Source organism: Verrucomicrobiia bacterium, assembly GCA_026414565.1.
Lineage (GTDB): Bacteria > Verrucomicrobiota > Verrucomicrobiia > Limisphaerales > Fontisphaeraceae > Fontisphaera.
In genome coordinates, this window is the sequence record JAOAIT010000027.1 from 55,503 (window position 1) to 76,114 (window position 20,612).

The following is a 20,612-nucleotide window of genomic DNA, read 5'->3' on the forward strand; positions in this document are numbered from 1 at the left end:
CCCGCCATGAATTAAATGATCTCCCGCAACAAACCCGCCGACTTCAGCCCTTCCTCGCCCACCGGCATCACCCGGGCCGGCTTGCCCTGCGGATGGGGCAGCCGGGCCTGCAAATCAATGCCCAGCAGCTCGTACATCGTCCCAATCAAATCCGCCGGATACACCGGCCGCTCCTTCACCTCCTCGCCCCGCTCGCTGGAGGCGCCCAGCACCTGGCCCGGCTTGAAGCCGCCGCCGCTGACCAGGGCCGAGAACACCTTGCCGTAATGCCCGCGCCCGCCATTCCACGGGGCTTCCACGTCCACCTTCGGCGTCCGCCCAAACTCCCCGCAACACCAGACAATGGTGGATTCCAGCAGGCCGCGATCGTGCAAATCCTGCAGCAGCGTGGCCAGCCCCTTGTCCAATTCCGGCAGCTTGCGGCGCATGGCCTGGAAATGCTCCTTGTGGGTGTCCCAGCCTTTCGAGTTGATGGTCACATACGGCACACCGCGCTCCACCAGCCGCCGGGCCACCAGGCACGACTGGCCAAAGGTGTTGCGCCCGTAGCGATCCCGCAGCTCGTCCTTTTCCTCGGACAAATCGAAGACCTTGCCCGCGTCGCCCAGGATCAAGTCATAGGCCATTTTCTCCGCCTCGTTGAGGGCCTTAACCTGCGGATCCGCCGGCGCCAGCCGCCGCAGAGTGTCAATTTCCTGCAACAAATTGCGCCGGTCCTGCTGCCGCTTGTCGGTGATCCCCTGCGCCACCACGCCCTCCACCACAAAGCGCGCCTGCGCCGGATCGCCACCCGTGGCAAAGGGCTTGTATTTGGACCCCAGAAAACCCGCCTCCGAAAAACGCCCCTGCGGCTCGGTCAGCACGATGTAGGGCGGAATCAAACCGCTGTAGCCCGCCTCGTAGCCCTTGAACAGCGCCGTGACCGCCCCCATGCTGGGGTACACGTCCGTGCCGCCGGGGCTGCGGCCGGTCTGCACCCAGTACGCGGCGGTTTCGTGGCCGTTGTTGCCGTGCGTCATGCTGCGGATGAGGGTGTATTTGTCCGCCTGCTTCGCCAGCAACGGCAGCAGCTCGCAAATGCGAATGCCGCTGACATTCGTTTCGATCGGCGACACCAGCGGACCGGCATACGCCGCGCCCGCCTCCGGCTTGGGATCGAAAGTGTCGAGATGACACGGCCCGCCCCACAACCAGATCTGGATGACGGATTTGGCTTTGGGTTTTTTGGCCGGATCGGGCGTGGCCGCCAGCGGACCAAAGCTCAGAAAATCCCCCAGCAGAAAGCTGGCGGCCCCCATCAACCCCACCCGCATCATCGAGCGGCGGGTCAAACGCGGCCCCTGGCCGGCCACCAGCGCGGCATATTCCGGACACCCCAGCGGATCAGCGATGTTCTTCATATCTCAATCTCGGGCGCCTGCACCCGGCCCAACCCGCAGGCCCCCGGCGGTCTCCCGCCAAAGGAAACCGCTGGCTGCCTACTATTGGACGCCTGGAGATGCTTAAACATTACATGAAAGCGCCGCCCAAGGCAAACCCCCTCGCCGGCCGATGGGGTTTGCCGGCGCCTTCGCCGCCGCCCGCTTCACGGCTCCCGGGGCTGGATCAATTCCCAGCTCAAGGGCGTGCCGCGGGGAATGTCGCAGGCCGCGCGGCGGCCCAGGATTTCCTCATAGTGCCGCGGATGCAACCCGTTTGCCGGGCGGAGGGAGCGAACGTTTTGGGGCGTGAACACCTCGCCCGCCCGCATGGCCTCCACCACAAAGAGGGAGCGCCGGAACTGGCGGCTCTTGCTTTCCTGGGGGCTGAGCTCGTAGTTGATGCGGCCCAGGGCCCGCTCGGTTTCGCGAATGGCCTTGACCATCGCCTGGAACTCCGCCGGTTCAAGCGAGAAGGCGGAGTCCGGGCCGGGCAGGGAGCGGGAAAGGATGAAATGTTTTTCAATGATGCAGGCGCCCAGGGCGACGGCGGCCACGGGCGCGGCCAGGCCCAGGGTGTGATCCGAGAGACCCACCGGCACCTGGAAACGGGCGGCCAGATCGGGCAGGGTGCGCAGGTGCATTTCCTCCGGCGGGGCCGGGTAGGCGCTGGTGCATTTGAGCAGGGCCAGCTCGCGGGCGCCGGCCTGGCGCAGCGTGGTGACCGCCTCGGTGATCTCCTCCAAAGTGGCCATGCCGGTGGACGCAATCACCGGCTTGCCGGTGGCGGCCACCTTGCGCAGCAGCGGCAGGTCCACCAGCTCGAAGGAGGCAATCTTGTAGGCGGGGACCTCCAGTTGCTGGAGATAATCCACGGCGGAAAAATCAAAGGGAGTCGAGAAAAAGTGCAGCCCCAGCTCCGCGGCGAGGGCCTGCAGGCGGGGTGTCCATTCCCACGGCATGGCGGCCTGCTGGTACAGCTCGTGCAGGGTGCGGCCGTCCCAGAGGGTGCCGCCCTGGATGCGAAACCAGGGCTGGTCGGAGGCCAGCGTCAGGGTGTCGGCGGTGTAGGTCTGGACCTTCACCGCATCCGCCCCGGCCTCCTTCATGGCGCGAAGGGTCTGGGCGGCCTGTTCAAAACTCCCGCCGTGATTGGCGGAAAGCTCGGCCACAACATAGACCGGGTGCCCCGGCCCGATGGGGCGTCCGGCAATATGCACTTCCTGGCTCATAGGGGGCGTTTCCATTCATAAACCAGCGCGGGCTGGCCGTGCACGTCTTTTTCCGCCCAGGGGAGGAAATCGGCTTTCTCAAAGGCCCGCCGCGAGGCCGCATTGTCCGGCTTGATCCAGGCCTCCACGCGGGCCACCTCCGGATGCTGGCGGCAGAGTTTCCGGCAGGCCGCCCAGATGAGCAGCGGGCCCCAGCCCTGCCCGCGGGTCTCCGCCGCCAGACTGATGGACAGCGTGGCCGTCGCGCCCGCCAGCGCAAAGCGGGCCTGCCCGATCGGCCGCCCGGGGGCCGCCTCCGCCATCCAAAGCACATGGTGCGGATCGGCCAGGCGGGCTTGCAGCCAGGCCAGATGGTGTTCCCACGACACCTTTTCGCTGGAAAAGGAGACCGCCCGCACCGCCGGTTCGTTGAACCATTCAAACAACAGGCGCGCGTCATTGAGCGTGGCCGGGCGCAGCAGAACGTCCTCCTCGCGCAGGTGCAGGCAGACGCGCCCGGCGCCGCGGCCATCCACCAATTGGCGCCCCGCGGCGGACATGGCGCCGCGGCGGGGGGCGTCGGCGGCGAGGGCCTCGAGGGCCTGGGCGATGGCCTCAGGAGTGGCCTCCGCATGCCAGCCCAGATTCAGCGCCGCGCCGGCGGCGGCAAGGGCCTCGCAATTCCGTCGCTGGTTGTCGGCCAGGCAGAGCAGCAGGGCGGGCAGGCCCATGACAGCCAGCTCCCAGACGGTGGTGCCGCCGGCGGCAAGGGCCAGATCCGCCTCCGCCATGAGCCGGGGCATGTCGTCGGCCTGGCGCACGAGTTGATGCGGCAGCCCCTCCACGGCCCGGGCCAGGGCCTCGGCATGGGGATTGGCCGCCCCGGCCAGGATCAGGGCCGTGGGCGCGCGCTCCCCCAGCCGCCGCAGGGCCTCAATGACCCGGGCGGTGACATTGGCGGGATCGCTGCCGCCCAGCGTCACGAGCAACCGGCCGGCGCGCGGGGGAATGGGGCGTGCCCAGGTGTGCCAGCCGGCAAACTCCCGGCGCAACAGCGCAAACCGCGGCCCCAGCAGCAGCTCGGTGGAGGGCGCCAGGTGGGGATACCACGCGGCCGCCGCGCCCAGGTTCTGATTGAGCAACAAGTCCGGAGCAAAACTCTCCGGGGTGCCAAAGTCATCCACCCACAGCACCCGCAGGCCGGCCGCCTGCAGCATGGGGCAAAGCGCGGGCGGCAGATGATAGCCATCCACCACCACCCAATGGGCATCCTGCCGGGCGGCGGTCTGGGCGGTGAGGCGAATGTCCTCCCCTTCCTGGGCGGCGGCGGGCAGCTCCAGCACGGCCACGCCCTGCGCTTCGGCGCGGCGGACCAGGGCGGGAGGCAGCGCGCGGCTGAGCAGCAGCGCGCGGCCGCCGCCGGCCTGCCAGGCCTCGGCCAGGGCCAGGCAGCGCATCACGTGGCCGGTGCCCATGGCCGGAGAAGCATCCGCACGCAACAGCAATGACCGGGGTTTGAGCATCCGGGTTTTTCCGCAGGTTAACCGTGGGTTGACCGTTTCAAATGGGCAGTGGCTTCAGGTTCAGTGCGCGCGGTGTTGCAGGGGCACACCTCACAGCCTCAGGATTGCAGGGCCCGTTTGAGGGCCTCCACCACGCGATCTTGTTGGGCCTCGGTCATGCCATAGTACAGCGGCAGCGTCATGGCTTCCTGGTAATACTCGAGGGCCTGGGGGCAGGGGATGGCATTCAAACTTTTGTAATAAGGTTGCAGGAAGACCGGAATGTAATGCAACTGCACCCCGATGCCCTGGCGGCGCATCTGGCGGAAAACCTCCGCGTGCGGTTTTTTAATCTCCTTGAGGTTCAGGCGGATGATGTACAGATGCCACGAGCTTTCCGCCTCGGGCGCCCGGGCCAGGGGCGTGACGGGCAGACCGCGGAGCAGTTGCTCATAGCGATCAGCCAGCTCGCGGCGGCGGCGCACAAAGGTGTCCAGCTTGTCCATCTGGCTCGCGCCCAGGGCGGCCTGCAGGTCGGTCATGCGATAGTTGTAACCCAGCTCAATCTGCTCGTAGTACCACGGCCCCGGCACGGGATTTTGCAGATGGCGGGGATCGCGCGTGATGCCGTGGCTGCGCAGGCGCAGGAGCTGCTCGTACAAATCCTCCCGGTTGGTGGTGATGACCCCGCCCTCGCCGGTGGTGATGATTTTGACGGGGTGAAAGCTGAACACGGCGAGATCCGAATACTGGCAGCCGCCCACCGGCCGCCCCTGATAACGCCCGCCCAGGGCATGGGCGGCATCCTCCATCACGGCCACATTATAATACCGGGCCAGCGCGTGAATGGCCTGCATGTTGCAGGATTGACCGGCCAGATGCACCGGCACGATGACCCGCACCGGCCATTCCCCCAGCCAGGCGTACGTCAGCTTTTGCTCCAGGTCAAACGGGCACAGGTTGGCCGTGCCGGGCTCAATGTCCACAAACAGCACGTTGGCCCCGCAGTAGCGGGCGCAATTCGCGCTGGCCACAAAGGTGATGGCGCTGGTCAGCACGTAATCCCCCGGCTTGACCCCCAGCGCCAGCGCGCCCAGATGCAGGGCGGCGGTGGCGCTGGACACCGCCACGGCGTGGCGCGCCCCGCAATACTCGGCCACCTTGCGCTCGAAGCGTTCAATCGCCGGCCCCTGCGTCAGATAATCGGAGCGCAGGACGGCCTCCACCGCGGCAATGTCGGCTGCATCAATGAACTGATGCCCGTAGGGAATCTCGATGGGATGCTGTTCGCTCATCAGGCCGCTCTCCGGGTTCACTCGCCGGCCAGGCGCTGCAGCTCAGGCACGGTGAGCCACTGGGTGTTGGTGTCGCTGGCGTAGCGGAAGCCGTCCGGCAGTTTCACGCCGTGCTGCCAGTGGCGCGCCTCGAAGCCCGGCACGTACGGCTGCAACACCACATATTTGTCCGGCAGCTCCACCGCATGGCGGGCCTCGTCCTCGCTCAGCAGCACCTCGTGCAGCTTTTCCCCGGGCCGGATGCCGATGGTCTCCACGGCGCAGCCGGGGGCGATGGCCTGGGCGAGATCGGTGATGCGCATGCTCGGGATTTTGGGGATGAACACCTCGCCGCCGTGCATTTCCTCGACGCAGCGGATGACAAAGCGCACGCCCTGCTCGAGCGTGATCCAGAAGCGGGTCATCCGCGCATCCGTGAGGGTGATCCGCCCGGTGGCGCGCTGCTGCCGGAACAGCGGGATCACACTGCCGCGGCTGCCCACCACGTTGCCGTAGCGCACGCAACTGAAACGCACCGGCGATTCGCCGGCGTAGGCGTTGCCGTGGATGAACAATTTTTCGGCGCACAACTTGGTGGCGCCGTAGAGATTGACCGGATTGACGGCCTTGTCAGTGCTCAGGGCGAGCACTTTTTTCACCCCCTGATCAATCGCGGCGTCAATGATGTTTTTGGCCCCCATCACATTGGTGAGGATGGCCTCGAAGGGGTTGTACTCGCAGGCCGGCACCTGCTTGAGCGCCGCCGCGTGCACCACCACATCCACCCCATGAAAGGCGCGCTCCAGCCGCTCCCGGTCCCGCACGTCGCCCAGGAAAAAGCGCAGGGGCGAATCATCGCCGTGGGGGTAAAGCTGCTGCAGCTCGTGCTGCTTCAGCTCGTCGCGGCTGAAGATGATCAATTTCTTGGGCCGGTGCTCGCGCAGCAATATCTCCACAAACTTGCGGCCAAAAGAACCCGTGCCCCCGGTGATGAGAACGACGCTGTCGTGCCAATTCATGTTGCCGGCGGCACTCTAATGTTAACCCGATGATAAAGCAACCCCGGCGGCAGCCCCCGCCCCGGCGGCCTCGGCCCTCCCATGCGCGGCGCGGGCACAGCCCGCCCGGGCCTGGGTTTTTTGAACTTGTGAAAGGGGGCGGGCGGGGCGTGGCCGCTTTAGTAAGCCTGGCGGGGTAGTCCTATGGCGGCAATTACAGTCTTTGGCCCAGCCCGTACGCCGGGCAGTGATTCAGCTATTACAGAGCAAGTATTAAGCAGCCCCGGAATTGCTGAATTGAAAAACTGGCTTGCGGCTCAATGACGGGGCTATGTATGATTTTGTCATTGCCGGACGGTTTTACGAGCGCCAATTTTTTACAAAAACTGAGGATGGGGCGAATTGTTACCCCGGCCTCCTTTGTAGCCCGCTGCGCGATGAAGGCCAGCGGAGGGCTGGTTTTCCGCCGCACAGCCCGGTGCTTCCAGCGGGGGCTGGCTGTCTGGTGGGGCTGGTGGGCCGGCCGCCTCGGCCCCTTTATTAGCGTAACCTCCTTGTGGCTCGCCGAAAGCTGCGGCGCAAACGTCAGGGGGCTGGCGCTCCGGCGGCAAGCTCCGCCTTGGCTGTGCCCCCCCGTTCAGTGCGAGGCACCGGAAATCACGGCATGCTCAACCCGATATTTTTCACCGGGTACGTCACGGTATTTAACAGGAGACAAATCCCTTTATGAATCAGGCTCAACTACCTATCACATCGCAGCCCGCGGATTGGCTCGCTGAAACCAGAAGCCAGGCGCGGGAACGAGCCGCACGAGCTAAAACCGAGGCCGAAGCGGCTGCCCGTGCCCAGGCCATTTGGGAAAAGCTCGCCAGCAACGTCGAAAAGAAATGGTGGTTCCACATCCGGGCCATCCTCGAGCAGGAAGCGGCGTTCTTCCATCAGTTGCGCGAGACCGCCAACAATGTGGCACCCCATCTGGAAGGGCTTTATGAGGAGGCGAAAAAACAAACTGAGGAATTGCTACTCCAATTGCCACGGGACATGGAACGAATGGCGGCAAACCACCAACTGCCCTTGGACCGATCCCAAAGTCGCCATCCGCGTTATAAGTTTCGAGATGGCTTCATCACGGTCGAGATTGACGAGCTGAAGCGCTTGGCCCGCATCAAGGACTACGAGGAGCGATTGGCTGAATTGCCGCCCGACACCGAGGCCATCGCCGAAGTTTTGAAGCGGGAGGACCACCGGCTTTTTGGGCGGCGTTTTGATGGGGCGGAATTTCTGGCGTGCTTGCGGAAACATTACCTTGCCATTCTGAAGAAGAACAAACAGGCGGATGGTGATCCCGTCCCGCTTCGGCATATCGCCCGCCGTATGGCGGACAAAAAGCGGCATTTTAGGCGGGACGAGTTTCTGATTGATCTTTCACGCCTCGTGGTGGAAGGCCCAGCGGAGGTTGATGGCATGAGGTTCGATTTGCAGCAGACTAAGGATACCGAACAGGGGATGTTGCTCTACGGTCCAGCCGGGCGCGGGATGGTCAACTTGCTGATATTTAGAAAGGAAAAGTGATGCCATGACAACGAACAAACTCGCCGTTCCAGTGATTGAGGCCCTGAGAAAAGGTCTTCCTCCTCAGCGAGGCACGCATTTGTATGCTGTGGGCCACGAAAAATTGATGGAGGGCATCAAGCGGTTCCACCTGACCGGGATCGAGGACAAGGGGATTATCCGGTTCATCAGCGGCTCGTGGGGTGCCGGTAAAACGCATTTCTTCCGGCTCATGCGTGAACTCTCCTTCGACCAGGGCTGCCTTGTCTCCAACGTCGAGCTGAACGTGAACGAAGCGCCGCTGAACCGCTTCGAGAGAGTCTTCTATGGAATTCTTAGAAACATCATCACCCCGACGTTCTTCCGCGAATACGGCCAGCCACAAGCCGCGCCCTTTGGCATCGTGTTGCAGGAAGCCTTGACGTTCTTGGCGACCGGACAGCACGCGCTGACGGAAACAGCGACCCATGAGAACTATACCAAGGCGGCGGAAAAACTGATGGCGTGTGAGGCGCTCGATATTGATTTCCGCAAGATCGTGAAAAAATACTGGGAGACGTTCCTGCCAGACAATCCCGACCCCGTGATCATCAAGCAGACCAGGGACGAGATTTTGCAGTGGTTCAGCGGCGAAGGGACGTTGGGCAGCTACCGCAAGAAATACGACATTAACAAAATGGTCAGCAAGGAGAACGCTAATGTGATGATGCAGTCCCTGTCGGCCTTTGTGAAACTGGCTGGATATCAGGGGTTGGTCATCCTCTTTGACGAGGCGGAGATGTCTTACTCCGTGATGCGGAAAAGCGCCTTGCGCGACGCTCACAACAATCTGCTGCACCTGATCAACAATGTTGAGGCCCTGACCGGTCTGTTTCTCATCTACGCCACGACTCCTGATTTTTACACCGATCCCAAGCACGGGATCGTCATCAGCGGGATGCTCCAGACCCGCATCGGGAAACCCGAAGACAAGCCGCCACGCGCCTTGGATGTGATCTGGAATCTCGATGCCATTGAGTTCAACCTCGCGCAATACCAGGAGGTTGGCCGAAAGATTCGCGGGATATACGCCTCGGCGTATCCTGGAAGCGAAGCCCAGCTTCCAACTGATGCGGACACCGACCTGTTCGTAAAGCAGTTGTTTGACCTGCATCCGAGTTTGTCCCAAGTGCGCTTTTGGCGCGTGCTGACTTCGGGCTGCGTCCGGCACTTTGACGATGCGATGGAAGGCGAAGTGAAGTCCGCGGAGCAAATCCACAGGGATGTCATGGAGATACTCAAGGAGTCGTGACGTATGAACCAGCGAGACGCACTCAGGGTGGTCGAGGAGTTGCGAAAGGGGATTCCGCCCGTTGGATATGTCGAACATTTCACCGTCGGGCGTCAGTCCGACATTGACGCTTTACAGGGGCATCTCGACAACGGGAACACGACCGTCTTGCTGCTGCGGGCGAACTGGGGGAGCGGGAAGTCACACCTGCTGCGTTTGGTCCGCGAGCGGGCGCTGCGGATGGGATACGCGGTAAGCTATGTGCAACTCGATGCGCGGTCGGGGGTGCGCTTCAATCGCATGGACCAGATCATGGGGGCCATCCTGCGCCAGGTGGAACTCCCGATTCGCGGCGCGTCAATAGGGGTTCGTGGGCTGATGAATTTCTTGTGCGAGACCATCGAGAATGCCCGCACCAGCGATGACGCGGAGTTCTGGGACGAGTTATCGAGCAACGGAAAATGGGACTTTTCCGAAGCTCTCAAATCCGAGGGGCTTTACGTGGCCATACGGGCTTGGATGACCGGGGACACGGAAGCCCAGGAGACCGTGGTGGACTGGCTGCAGAACCCGGCTAATTACCGGACACAACGGAGGCGGCTTTATGAGACGTTGGTTTCAGGCTTGCGTGGGCATTTCCGCGACCCACGCCCCGATTACCAATTTTATCAGGATGGGGTCTTCATCTTCTTCCACGACGGCTACCGTCAGAGCTGGGATGCCTTGCAGGACACGCATCTACTGCTCCGGAGAGCGGGTCTCAAGGGGTTCATTCTCTTGTTCGACGAGTTTGAGGACGTGCTTACGGCTCCGAACATGAGGATTGACCACCAGGAAGCCGCTTTCTGGAACCTGTTCCGATTCTTTTCCGGGAAGAAGTTTGAGGGCATGAGCTTTTATGCGGTCACGCCTGGCTTTGTCCAAAAATGTAAGGAGCGGCTTATTGAAAGGCACAGGTTCGATTTCGACTACAGTCGTTTCGACCACTTGCCAACCTTCGCCATGAGTCCGCTGTCCGAACGCGAACTCCAAGAACTGGCAAGGCGGATCATAGCCGCACATGCTCTAGCCTACGGGTATGAAGCGGGGCCAGACACTGTTGCGGCAGTTCGCCAGGTTGTTGAACGGGCGGCGCAGTCACCCGTCCAGAATCGCGCCCGTCACACGATTCGGGAGGTCGTCGCTAAACTGGATTCGTTGATGAATTTTTGCTGAACGACATGGCGCAGTTCGATCCCAGAGTAGGAGCCGCTTTTTTCGGGCGGTTCACCGAACTTCGTCCGCTTCAACAAGCTGCTATTCCACCCCTCACGAACGGAAAAAATCTGGTCCTGGCAGCAGGGACGGGTTCAGGAAAGACCGAGGCGGTCGTGGCCCCGCTGGTCAGTCGCTATTGGTTGGATGCAAAGCGGTTTGAGAAGACGTTTCTGCTGTACGTGACGCCGACCAAGGCCCTAATCAACGACCTTAGCAAACGGTTGGGTCCACCATTGGAAAACTTGGGACTGCGCGTGGCTGTGCGCCACGGAGACCGTGACCAACTGGGGGCAGGAGCGGCGCACGTAATCATCACGACGCCGGAGTCCTTGAACATACTGCTCATGAAAGGCGAGGAGCGGTTGCCAGACATACAGGCCGTGGTCGTCGATGAAGTGCATCTCCTCTACAATACCCAACGCGGCTTGCAGTTGGCCCTGTTGCTCAATCGGCTCAGGAAGCTGGCCGGTCGCCCCCTACAATGGGCGGCGCTCTCTGCGACAATCTCCCGGTTGACCGATGTGCGTGACTTCCTGTTTGGGCCGAGTGAGGATTGTGTGATCGCCGAGTTTCCAGCCGTTCGCGCCCTCGACGCCCAGATTATTGTGTTCAAGCGCACCGAAGACCTGGGGACGACGTTTGTGCGCTTGATGGACTGCCCGCGCCGTAAGCTCCTGGTCTTTGCGGACTCGCGTTGCGCGTGCGAGGAGATCGCCAAGGTGCTCCAGGGAGTGCCCCAGTTGCGGGAATGCACCATGACGCACCACTCCTCGCTCTCGCAGGACCTCCGTGAGTCCACGGAGCGGACCTTTGCTGGATCGGCTCGCGCCATTTGCGTGGCTACCAGCACCTTGGAGCTTGGGATCGACATTGGCGACATCGACGCAGTGGTTTTGTGGGGTGTACCGCCTGGGATCGAATCCTTCTTGCAGCGTATCGGGCGTGGCAACCGACGAGCCAACAAGACTAACGCGATTTGCCTGGTGCCCCCTGGGCCTGATGCCTTGAAGGAGGCACTGGTCTTTTCGACCCTAACCTATCTGGCACGGCAGGGAAAAATGCCGGTCATGGCGCCCCTTCAACTCTATGGCGCAGTGGGGCAGCAAATCGCCTCGATTTTGTTCGCCAAAGACGGCGCATTCACCCGGATTGCCGATCTTGTTGACGACCTGGGCGCGTTTGTCCACCTGGATCGCCCGGCGGTTGAGCGGGTTTTGGCAGGCATGGCGGAACACGGCCTAACGCAACGGCATGGCTTCCAGAACCGTTATGGAGCTGCGGATGGCCTCTGGGAACTTGCTGACAAAGGCATGTTGTATGGCAACTTCCCCATCGGCTCTCAGACCGTGGACATCCGGCATGGCCAACGGCTCATTGGGACCATCCCCCAGATCAACTTGATAAAGATAACCAAGGGAACCATCATCAGGTTCGCCGGAAAATCGTGGCGCGTGCTGGCTGCTGCGCGCGATGGGATCGTGGTTGAACCAACTTCTGGCTTCCGTCGCGACGAAATGACGCCGGTCTATGGTGGAAACGCGGCAGGAGGGATGAACAGTTTCATCAGTAACCACCTTTGGGCACGGCTGTTCAACATCGAGCAAAGTAACTGCGACATGCCCAAGAGCACTTGGGAGCTGGTAAAACGCTTCGTTGATTCGATACGGGCAGCCTGCAAGCCGGAGTCGCTCCCTTATGCTCGCACGCCACGAGGCTTTATTTATTTCACCTTCGGTGGTGCCTTTCTCAATAAAGTAATTTCGAGCTTTATGGGGGCTGGCAAGCCCCTTGACTGCGCTCTGGCAGTCGAGTCCTCGACGCGCTTGGACTTTCGCAAAATCCCGGCATCCACAGCCCAGTTGCTTGCTGAGGCCAAACGGCACTTTGTTGGGGGACCTGAGCAGACTTTTTTCCAGCAGTGCCTGCCCCTTGACTTGCAGGAACGGGAGTTCATCGACCGTTGGCTCAAGGACGAGGCCGCGCAGGATGTCTTAAACCGGCTCCGCTCAGCATCGTTAATTGAAGTGCCATTTTCTCTTTTCGAGCCTCTGCTGCTCGGCTACCAGCCCGGGCAATCTGAGTAATGCTAAAACCCAATTGTTCATCGAAAACATTATTGGGGACTTCCTGAAGTATCAGCTCACGGCCTACGCCTTTGCTGATTCCGATCTCTACGCGCAGAGGCGGTTGGCGCTTATCACTTTGAGCTAACCATAGGGGGAGTCACGGTCTAACCAGCCTTTCCTGATGGGCCTGGGTTTTTTGAACTTGTGAAAGGGGGCGGGCGGGGTTAGATTAGGGTGCACATGGCAATTCCCTCGCGGTAACTCGATGGTGGCTTGGTGTTTGGTGGGGTGCAGGCCAGGGCGAGGGGCGGCTCTGAGGGTGCGGATTCCAGAAAACAACCGGGTAGCCCGGCCCGCCGGCGTCAGGGGGTGGCGGGCGCACGCCACGCGGCCAGTAGCGAATCCCGCCGCGCCCGCCGGGCGCCTCTTCTGTCGGCAGCGCCAGGAGCGTGACATGGCCAGAGTATTGGTGGTGGAAGATGATCCGTCGGTCTTGCGGACGTTGGAGCGGATGCTTCGGTCTGAAGGGCACGAGACTTTCAGCGCCATGGACATTCCGCAGGCGCTGCGAATTTTGCAGGAGCAGGCGGTGGACGTGGTGGTGACGGACATCCGGCTGCCCGGGGCCTCGGGCCTGGAGCTGCTGCGCCATCTGCAGGACGCGCATCAGGAGATTCCCACGATTGTCATCACCGGCGAGCCTTCGCTGGAATCGGCCGTGGAGGCCGTGCGGGCGCGCGCCTTCGAGTATCTGGCCAAGCCGGTGGGCAAGGCCCAGCTTTTGCGCACGGTGGCCCAGGCGGCGCGGCTCAAACATTTGGAGGATGAACGGCGGCGGCTGGAGGCGGCCAACCGCGCCTATCAGGAGAACCTGGAGGAGCTGGTGGCCCAGCGCACGCAGGCCCTGCAGGAAAGCGAGGCGCGGCTGCGGCAGTCCGAACAGCAACTGCATGCGCTGGCGGCGCGGCTGATCCATGTGCGCGAGGCCGAGCGCGCGCAGATGGCGCGGGAAATCCATGATGAGCTGGGCCAGTTGCTCACCGGCTTGAAGATGGATTTGCACTGGCTGCTGCGCCAGTGCCAAAGCCCCCCGGAGAAACGCTCGCCCGAGGCCATCGCCCGCCGCCTGCAGGATGCCCTGGCCATTACGGATGACACCATCAAATGCGTGCAGCGGCTGGCGGCCGAGCTGCGCCCCAGCGCCCTGGACAAACTGGGGTTGTGCGCCGCCCTGCGGCAGGAGCTCCGCCAGTTTGGCGAGCGCTCCGGGCTGGCCGTGACCAGCGCCCTGCCCGAGGAGGAACCGGCCGTGCCCACGGACATTGCCATGGCGCTCTTCCGCATCACCCAGGAGGCGCTCACCAACGTGGCCCGCCACGCGCAGGCCACGCGGGTGGCGGTGGCCTTCCGGGAGACCGCGGAGGGCTGGGAGCTGGAGATCACCGACAACGGCCGCGGCATCCGCGACGAGGAAATGGAGCATCCCAACGCCCTGGGTTTGCTGGGCATGCGCGAGCGGTTGCTGCCGTGGCGGGGCTGCATGGCTTTGCGGCGTCCGCCGGCGGGCGGCACGCAGGTGCAAGTTTTTATTCCCCGCCCCAAAGAGGAGGCGGAAGGAGGCCAGCATGAGAAACATTCTCATCGTGGATGACCATGAGATCGTGCGGCGCGGGCTGCGCGCCTTGCTCGCGGAAAAAATGCCGGGCACGCGCTTTGAGGAGGCGGCCACCTCGGCGGAGGCCGAGGCCAAAATCTTTCAGGGCCGCTGGGATTTGATCCTGCTGGACCTGAATCTGCCCGGGCGCAACGGGCTGGAGGTGCTGGACATGGCGCGGCGGCATTGCCCCAAAACGCCCGTCATCGTGCTCACGGTGTATCCCGAGGCCGAGTTTGCCCTGCGCGCCATCAAGCTGGGGGCGCAGGCGTACTTGAACAAGCAGACCGCCGCGGAGGAATTGCTGGCGGCGGTGAACAAGGTGTTGTCCGGGGGCAAATACATCACCACCACGCTGGCCGAGCAGCTCACCTCGGCCTTGAGCACGGAAACGCCCGTGGCGCCGCACGAGAGCCTGACGGAGCGGGAGCTGCAGGTGCTGCGGCTGGTGGCGCAGGGGCGGACCACCAAGGAAATTGCCGCCGAGCTGCATCTGAGCGCCAAGACCATTGCCACCTACCGCTCGCGCATCGCCGCCAAGACCGGCCTTTCCACCACGGTGGGCATCACGCGCTACGCCATGCAGCATCGGCTGGTGGAATGAGCCGGCCCGGCCGCGATGACCGCCTGCCGGCCCGGGGCCGGGGGCTGGCACAGGTCCGGGTGGCACAACCCCTCCCGCTCCATTATAATACCCTCGTCCGGTCGTCCGGCGGGCGGCGGGCGCCAGGGCGGGCAGCGGCCGGCGTGGCCGATGGCCCGGCCCGGCTCCGTCCAACCGATTGAAAGGCCGGGTGAAATTGAATGTCGGCGGCTGAGGCAAAGGGTGGCTGGGCCGCCTTTGAGAACACTCCCGCGGCACAGGCCCTCCTCGCCGCGTTGGAGCAGGGGGGCGTGTTGTCTTTGCCCCGGATTGCGCCGGCCGGCGTGGGATTGCTGGCGGCCTGGCTGGCCTCCCGGTTTCCCCGGCGGCTGCTTGTCGTCGTCGAGGAGGGCAGCAAGGCCCAGGAGGAACGCCTGCAGGACATCACCACCTGGCTGGCGCTGGCGCCCACCGGCGGAGGGCCGCGGCCGGTGCTCAATTATCCGGCCTGGGAGAGCTTTCCCCATGAGGGCCGGCTGCCATCCATCGAAACCTTGAGCGAGCGGCTGGCGGCGCTGGTGGCTTTGCAAAACTCCCCGGCGGCGGGGGTGCCGGTGGTGGTGACGCAGGTGCAGGCGTTGCTGCAAAAAACTATCGCGCCCGAGGCCCTGCGCGCCCACACGCGGACGTTGCGGCGGGGGGATGCCCTGCATCCGCTGGATTTGGTGGAGTGGCTTGAAGACGAGGGCTACGAGCCGGAGGCCAAAGCCACCCTGCCCGGCACGCTGGCCCTGCGCGGGGGCATCCTGGATGTTTATCCGCCCGCCAGCCCGTGGCCGGTGCGCCTTGAGTTTTTTGGCGATCAAATCGAGTCGCTGCGTTTTTTTGATCCCGCCACGCAGATCTCCCGCGAGACGGTGGAGCAGGTGACCCTGGCGCCGGCGGGCGAGCTGGGATTGTTGCGGCAGGGGCGGCTGGCCGCGGCGGCGTGGATGGAGCACTGGCCGGCGGATGCGCTGGTGCTGCTGCACGACCCCCCGCGGCTGGTGGCGCAGGCCATGGCCTGGCGGCAGCAGGCGCCCCCGGACGAATCGCTGCTGCTGGACTGGCCGGCGGCGCGCGAGCGGCTGGCCGGCGGACGGCGCGCCGTGCTGGAAATCTCGGACGTGCTCGGCGTGTTGACGGAGCCGGGCGGGGAATTGACGGTGCAATCGCTGGAGGCCTTCCGGCCCGCCGCGCCGGCGGAGCCGGATCCGGCCGTGGCGGACCGGCAGCGGCGCGAGTTTTTGCAGCAGTTGCACCGCTGGCTGCGCCAGGGCTTTGCCGTTTGGGTTTTGTGCCATGAAGAAAGCCAGTGCCGCCGCTTCAAGGAGCTGTGGCAGGAGCTGCGCCTGGCGGAAGGCCCGGAAGGCAGGCCCCTGGAGCCGCGGGTGGATTTGGCCGCCCTGCAGCAGGGCTTTCTCTGCCCGGGCGCGCGCTGGGTGGTGGCCACCGATGCCGAAATCTTTGGCCGCTACAAGGCGGCCCGCCCGCGCCGGCTCAAATCGCCGCAGGCCCAGGCCGCCCGCGCCGCGTGGGCGCTGGATTTTTCGGAAATGGCGCCGGGGGATTTGGTGGTGCATGTGCGGCACGGCATCGGGCGGTACGTGGGCCTGGAGCGGCTCACCCCCGCGCGGCGGCCGGGCGAGGCCGCCCCGCCCGCCGGCGGTCAGGAATGCCTGGTGATCGAATACGCCCCGGCGCGCGAGGGCCAACCGCCGCCCAAATTATATGTGCCCATCAGCGAGGCGCATCTGGTCAGCCGCTACGTCGGGGCCGGCAAGGGCCGCCCCAAGCTCAGCGTGCTGGGCAGCCGCCGCTGGGCCAAAACCCGGGCCGAGGCGGAGGCCGCCGCGCAGGCGCTGGCGGCGGAGTTGTTGCAGGTGCAGGCCCTGCGCGCCACGCAGCCGGGCCATGCCTTCCCGCCGGACGGCCCCTGGCAGATGGAGTTTGAAAACGCCTTCCCCTTTGAAGAAACCCCGGATCAATGGAAGGCCATTCACGAGACAAAAAAGGATCTGGAACAGCCCCGGCCCATGGACCGTTTGATTTGCGGGGATGTGGGTTTTGGCAAGACGGAAGTGGCCATCCGCGCCGCCTTCAAGGTGGTCATGGGCGGCAAGCAGGTGGCCCTGCTGGCGCCCACCACCGTGCTGGCGCAGCAGCATTATCGCACCTTCACCGAGCGCATGGCCGCCTATCCGGTGAAGGTGGAGGTGCTCTCGCGCTTCCGCCGCCGGAGCGAGCAGGCCGACATCCTGCGCCGGCTGGCGGGGGGCGGGGTGGACGTGGTGATTGGCACGCACCGGCTCCTGCAGGCGGACGTGGCGTTCAAAGATTTGGGGCTGGTCATCATTGACGAGGAGCAGCGTTTTGGCGTCGAGCACAAGGAGCAGCTCAAGCGCCTGCGGGCGCTGGTGGACGTGCTCACGCTCAGCGCCACGCCCATCCCGCGCACGCTGCACCTGGCGCTCATGGGCGCGCGGGACATGAGCCTCATCGAGACCCCGCCGCCGGACCGCCTGCCCATTGAAACGCACGTGGCCGAATTTGACGAGCGGCTCATTCAGGAGGCCATCCAGCGCGAGCTGAACCGCCAGGGCCAGGTGTATTACCTGCACAACCGCATCGAGGACCTCGAGGCGGTGGCGCAGCGCGTCAAGCTGCTGGTGCCCCGGGCGCGCGTGGTCATGGGCCACGGCCAGATGCCCGCCCGCGAGCTGGAGCGGGTCATGACCCAGTTCGTCAACGGCGAGGCGGATGTGCTGGTTTCCACCACCATCATCGAGAGCGGGCTGGACATCCCCAACGCCAACACCATCATCATTGACCGCGCCGATCGCTATGGCCTGAGCGATTTGTATCAGTTGCGCGGGCGCGTGGGCCGCTACAAACACCAGGCCTACGCCTACCTCCTCATCCCGCGCCATGCCGCCCTGTTGAACGATGCCCGCAAACGCATCAGCGCCATCCGCCAATACTCCGCCCCCGGCAGCGGCTTCAAGGTGGCCATGCGCGACCTGGAAATCCGCGGCGCCGGCAACCTGCTGGGCACGGAGCAAAGCGGGCACATCAACGCCGTGGGGTTTGATTTGTATTGCCGCCTGCTGCGCCAGAGCATCGCCCGGCTCAAGGGCGAGGAAATCCGCGCCTGGCCGGAGGCCGAGGTGCGGCTGGACTTCCTCGCGCTCCACCCCGGCGAGGAAACACCCCCGCCGCCCGCGCCGCCGCGGCGGCGCGCCCGGGAGCCCGCGGTGCACATCCCGCGGGAGGTGGCCGTGTACGTGCCGCTGGACGAGGTGGACGAAAGTCTCGAGAGCGAGGACGAGGGCCGGATTGGCCGCGAGGCCTGTTACCTGCCGGAAGCGTACATCGCCGAGCCGGCCTTGCGCCTCGAGGCCTACCGGCGCCTGGCCGCCACCGACAGCCCCGAGGGACTGGAGCAGCTCAAGGGCGAATGGCGCGATCGTTTCGGCCCGCTGCCCGAGCCGGTGCAACGCCTGTTGTTGCTCCAGGAAATCAAACTGCTGGCCGCGCGCAAGGGCATTGAAGCGCTGGAGACTGACGGCGCCCGGCTGAAAATCCGGCGGGGGGGTGATTTCCTTCAGTTTGGCGGCAAGTTTCCCCGCCTGCAGAAGCGCAGCGCCACCGGGCGGCTGGGCGAGATCCGCCGCTTTCTGCGGCAGTTGCAGGATGTCTCACCCCCGCCGGCGCCGGCTCCGGGGCAATAAAAAAGGCGGAGGCCGCAAGGACCTCCGCCAGACGTGGGAGCGGGTGATTTGCTCAGGACTTCGGCAGAATGACCGAGTCAATGACGTGAATGACGCCGTTGTCCGCGAGGATGTCGGTCTTGACCACGCGGGCGTTGTCCACCATGACGCCGTCGCTGGTGACTTTGATTTGCACCGGCTGGCCCTGGGCGGTTTTGGCCTCCATGGTTTTAACGTCCGCGGCCGTTACCTTGCCGGGCACCACGTGGTATTTCAGCACCGCGATGAGCTTGTCACGGTTCTCCGGCTTCAGCAGGTTTTCCACCGTGCCCGGGGGCAGCTTGGCAAAGGCCTCGTCGGTGGGCGCAAACACGGTGAAGGGGCCTTTGCCCTGGAGCGTTTCCACCAGCCCAGCGGCCTTGATGGCGGCCACCAGCGTCTTGAAATTGTCCGCCCCCGCCGCCACCGCCACCAAATCACGGGCGGCGGTGGAGGCTGCCGGGGAGGAGGTGGCCTGGGAGGCCGAGCAATTATCGGCGCGCAGGGCCGGGGTGAGGGTGAAGGCCACCGTCAACATGGCCACAGGAAGGATGCGAGTCGTTTTCATGGTACTTTTTGTTTATGTAGTTGAGCTGCCGTTTATTTGCCAGGTCAACGGGCGCAGTTGACTAATAGCTGATGATAAACTGTCTTAGAATTGTATAATGTCAAATTAGACAAACCCAGATTATCTCGATGAGTTATATCATCTTTCGGACGTAGCCACGGCTGCTTAACAGCCAATGGAGCCCCTGGCTCGGGGCCTTGGAGCCTGAGCGGCACAGGAGGTTGAGCCGGATTCAGGCCCTGAGTCATCGGCCCATGGCAAGATTCCAGTGAGGGGCGGAGGTTGAAAACTCGGCGCTTTCGCGCGGAGGAAATCGGCATGTCCTTCCGCCACGGCCGGGGCGAAGCACCGTCCCTCCGTGGTTCACGAGATGAACAAAATCGCTCGCAAAATATGGCCAAACCTTGCCAAAGCCGGTGTAGCAAGTGGCGGGCCGCCTTTTTAGTGTGTTTATGCGATGCTGCATGACCAGCCTGTGCCTTCTCGGTGGCGCCGACGGTTGCACAGGCGGGGTTGGCGTGGCGGCAAAGGTTGCGCATGAGCGGGAGTCATTCCATGGACGGGCACGGGCCGGTAGCGACTGTCTCTGAGGCCCAGGGACGGGGGCACGCGAGCTTGGAGCGGGTGCTGCCGCCGATGGCCAGCGCGTATGATTTTTTGCGCAATCAGTATGTGTACATCATCGTGTCGGCGCGGGCGCGGGGGTTGTCGGTGGGGGTGAATCTGAATCCGGAGCGGCGCTGTAATTTTGACTGTCTTTACTGCGAGGTGCCGCGTCCCCTGCCGGGCGGCAATGTGCCGGTGGACGTGGAGGTGATGGCGCGGGAGGTGGAGCAGACGCTGGAGTATGTGCAATCGGAGCGGCTGCGCCAGCATCCGGTGCTGGGGACGCTGCCGCGGGAGTTTGTGCAATTCCGGCATGTCTCGCTGAGCGGGTTGGGGGAGCCGACGCTGTGTCCGAATTTTGTGGACGTGGTGCAGACGCTGGCACATCTGCGGGTGCTGGGGCGGCGGCCGTATTTTCATCTGGTGCTGGTGACCAATGGGAGCCAGTTGGATCAGCCGAATGTGCAGTCCGGGCTGAAGTACTTCATGGCCAGCGATGAGATCTGGATCAAACTGGATGCGGGCACGCCGGAATATTTTTTGCAGATCAACCGCACGCCGGTGGCCTACGACAAGATTTTGCACAACATCCTGCTGATTGGGCGCCAGCGGCCGGTGGTGATTCAAAGTTTGTTTGTGGCGGTGGACGGGGAGGAGCCGCCGGCCCGGCAGATCGAGCAGTACGCCCAGCGCCTGAAGGAATTGAAACAGGCCGGCGCCCAAATTGCCCTGGTGCAAATCTATTCGGCCACGCGGCCCACGCATCAGCCGGCGTGCAGTCATCTGCCGCTCAAATCCCTCAGCCGCATTGCCCAGATTGTGCGCTGCGCCACCGAGCTGCCGGTGGAGGTGTTTTGACGCCGGCA

The 20,612-nt window shown here is 63.9% G+C and carries 14 protein-coding genes; 8 read left to right on the forward strand and 6 right to left on the reverse strand.

What is annotated here, in order from left to right:
- Window positions 1-11: 11 nt before the first annotated feature.
- The 5 genes from N3J91_06500 to pseB form a co-directional block, all read right to left on the reverse strand.
- Window positions 12-1,400 carry a DUF1501 domain-containing protein gene (locus N3J91_06500; GenBank protein MCX8156078.1) on the reverse strand — a complete coding sequence of 463 codons (1,389 nt, stop codon included), beginning with the start codon at window positions 1,398-1,400 and terminating at the stop codon, window positions 12-14.
- A gap of 185 nt (window positions 1,401-1,585) precedes the next feature.
- Window positions 1,586-2,650, reverse strand: a complete 1,065-nt coding sequence (gene pseI, locus N3J91_06505; GenBank protein MCX8156079.1) for a pseudaminic acid synthase — start codon at window positions 2,648-2,650, stop codon at window positions 1,586-1,588.
- Window positions 2,647-4,152 carry a UDP-2,4-diacetamido-2,4,6-trideoxy-beta-L-altropyranose hydrolase gene (pseG, locus tag N3J91_06510; protein MCX8156080.1) on the reverse strand — a complete coding sequence of 502 codons (1,506 nt, stop codon included), beginning with the start codon at window positions 4,150-4,152 and terminating at the stop codon, window positions 2,647-2,649. Before pseG ends, pseI begins: the two co-directional genes overlap by 4 nt.
- A gap of 98 nt (window positions 4,153-4,250) precedes the next feature.
- Entirely contained in the window at window positions 4,251-5,426 is a 1,176-nt protein-coding gene (gene pseC, locus N3J91_06515) for a UDP-4-amino-4,6-dideoxy-N-acetyl-beta-L-altrosamine transaminase (protein ID MCX8156081.1), read from the reverse strand.
- Window positions 5,427-5,443: 17 nt separating this feature from the next.
- A complete protein-coding gene (pseB, locus tag N3J91_06520; GenBank protein MCX8156082.1) occupies window positions 5,444-6,424 on the reverse strand; it encodes a UDP-N-acetylglucosamine 4,6-dehydratase (inverting) in 981 nt (326 codons plus the stop codon).
- A gap of 705 nt (window positions 6,425-7,129) precedes the next feature.
- On the opposite strand from pseB, the gene N3J91_06525 reads away from it, so the two are divergent.
- The 7 genes from N3J91_06525 to mfd all read left to right on the forward strand — a co-directional run bounded on the left by N3J91_06525 (window position 7,130) and on the right by mfd (window position 18,554).
- Window positions 7,130-7,975 carry a hypothetical protein gene (locus tag N3J91_06525; GenBank protein ID MCX8156083.1) on the forward strand — a complete coding sequence of 282 codons (846 nt, stop codon included), beginning with the start codon at window positions 7,130-7,132 and terminating at the stop codon, window positions 7,973-7,975.
- Window positions 7,976-7,979: 4 nt separating this feature from the next.
- On the forward strand, window positions 7,980-9,245 hold the full coding sequence (locus tag N3J91_06530; GenBank protein MCX8156084.1) for an ATP-binding protein: 1,266 nt from the start codon (window positions 7,980-7,982) through the stop codon (window positions 9,243-9,245).
- A gap of 3 nt (window positions 9,246-9,248) precedes the next feature.
- The gene (locus N3J91_06535; protein ID MCX8156085.1) at window positions 9,249-10,439 is read left to right on the forward strand and encodes an ATP-binding protein; all 1,191 of its coding nucleotides are present in this window, start codon (window positions 9,249-9,251) and stop codon (window positions 10,437-10,439) included.
- Between the two features lie 5 nt (window positions 10,440-10,444).
- A complete protein-coding gene (locus N3J91_06540; protein ID MCX8156086.1) occupies window positions 10,445-12,565 on the forward strand; it encodes a DEAD/DEAH box helicase in 2,121 nt (706 codons plus the stop codon).
- Window positions 12,566-13,001: 436 nt separating this feature from the next.
- Window positions 13,002-14,198: a response regulator gene (locus N3J91_06545; GenBank protein MCX8156087.1), complete on the forward strand. Its 1,197-nt coding sequence runs from the start codon at window positions 13,002-13,004 to the stop codon at window positions 14,196-14,198.
- A complete protein-coding gene (locus tag N3J91_06550) occupies window positions 14,173-14,805 on the forward strand; it encodes a response regulator transcription factor (GenBank protein ID MCX8156088.1) in 633 nt (210 codons plus the stop codon). The genes N3J91_06545 and N3J91_06550 overlap by 26 nt, the downstream gene beginning before the upstream one ends.
- 200 nt (window positions 14,806-15,005) lie before the next feature.
- Window positions 15,006-18,554 carry a transcription-repair coupling factor gene (mfd, locus tag N3J91_06555; GenBank protein ID MCX8156089.1) on the forward strand — a complete coding sequence of 1,183 codons (3,549 nt, stop codon included), beginning with the start codon at window positions 15,006-15,008 and terminating at the stop codon, window positions 18,552-18,554.
- A 52-nt stretch (window positions 18,555-18,606) separates the two neighbouring features.
- Here mfd and N3J91_06560 read toward each other — a convergent pair whose 3' ends face one another.
- Entirely contained in the window at window positions 18,607-19,140 is a 534-nt protein-coding gene (locus N3J91_06560; protein ID MCX8156090.1) for a fasciclin domain-containing protein, read from the reverse strand.
- A gap of 537 nt (window positions 19,141-19,677) precedes the next feature.
- Here N3J91_06560 and N3J91_06565 point away from each other — a divergent pair.
- Window positions 19,678-20,604 carry a radical SAM protein gene (locus N3J91_06565; GenBank protein MCX8156091.1) on the forward strand — a complete coding sequence of 309 codons (927 nt, stop codon included), beginning with the start codon at window positions 19,678-19,680 and terminating at the stop codon, window positions 20,602-20,604.
- Window positions 20,605-20,612: the final 8 nt, after the last annotated feature.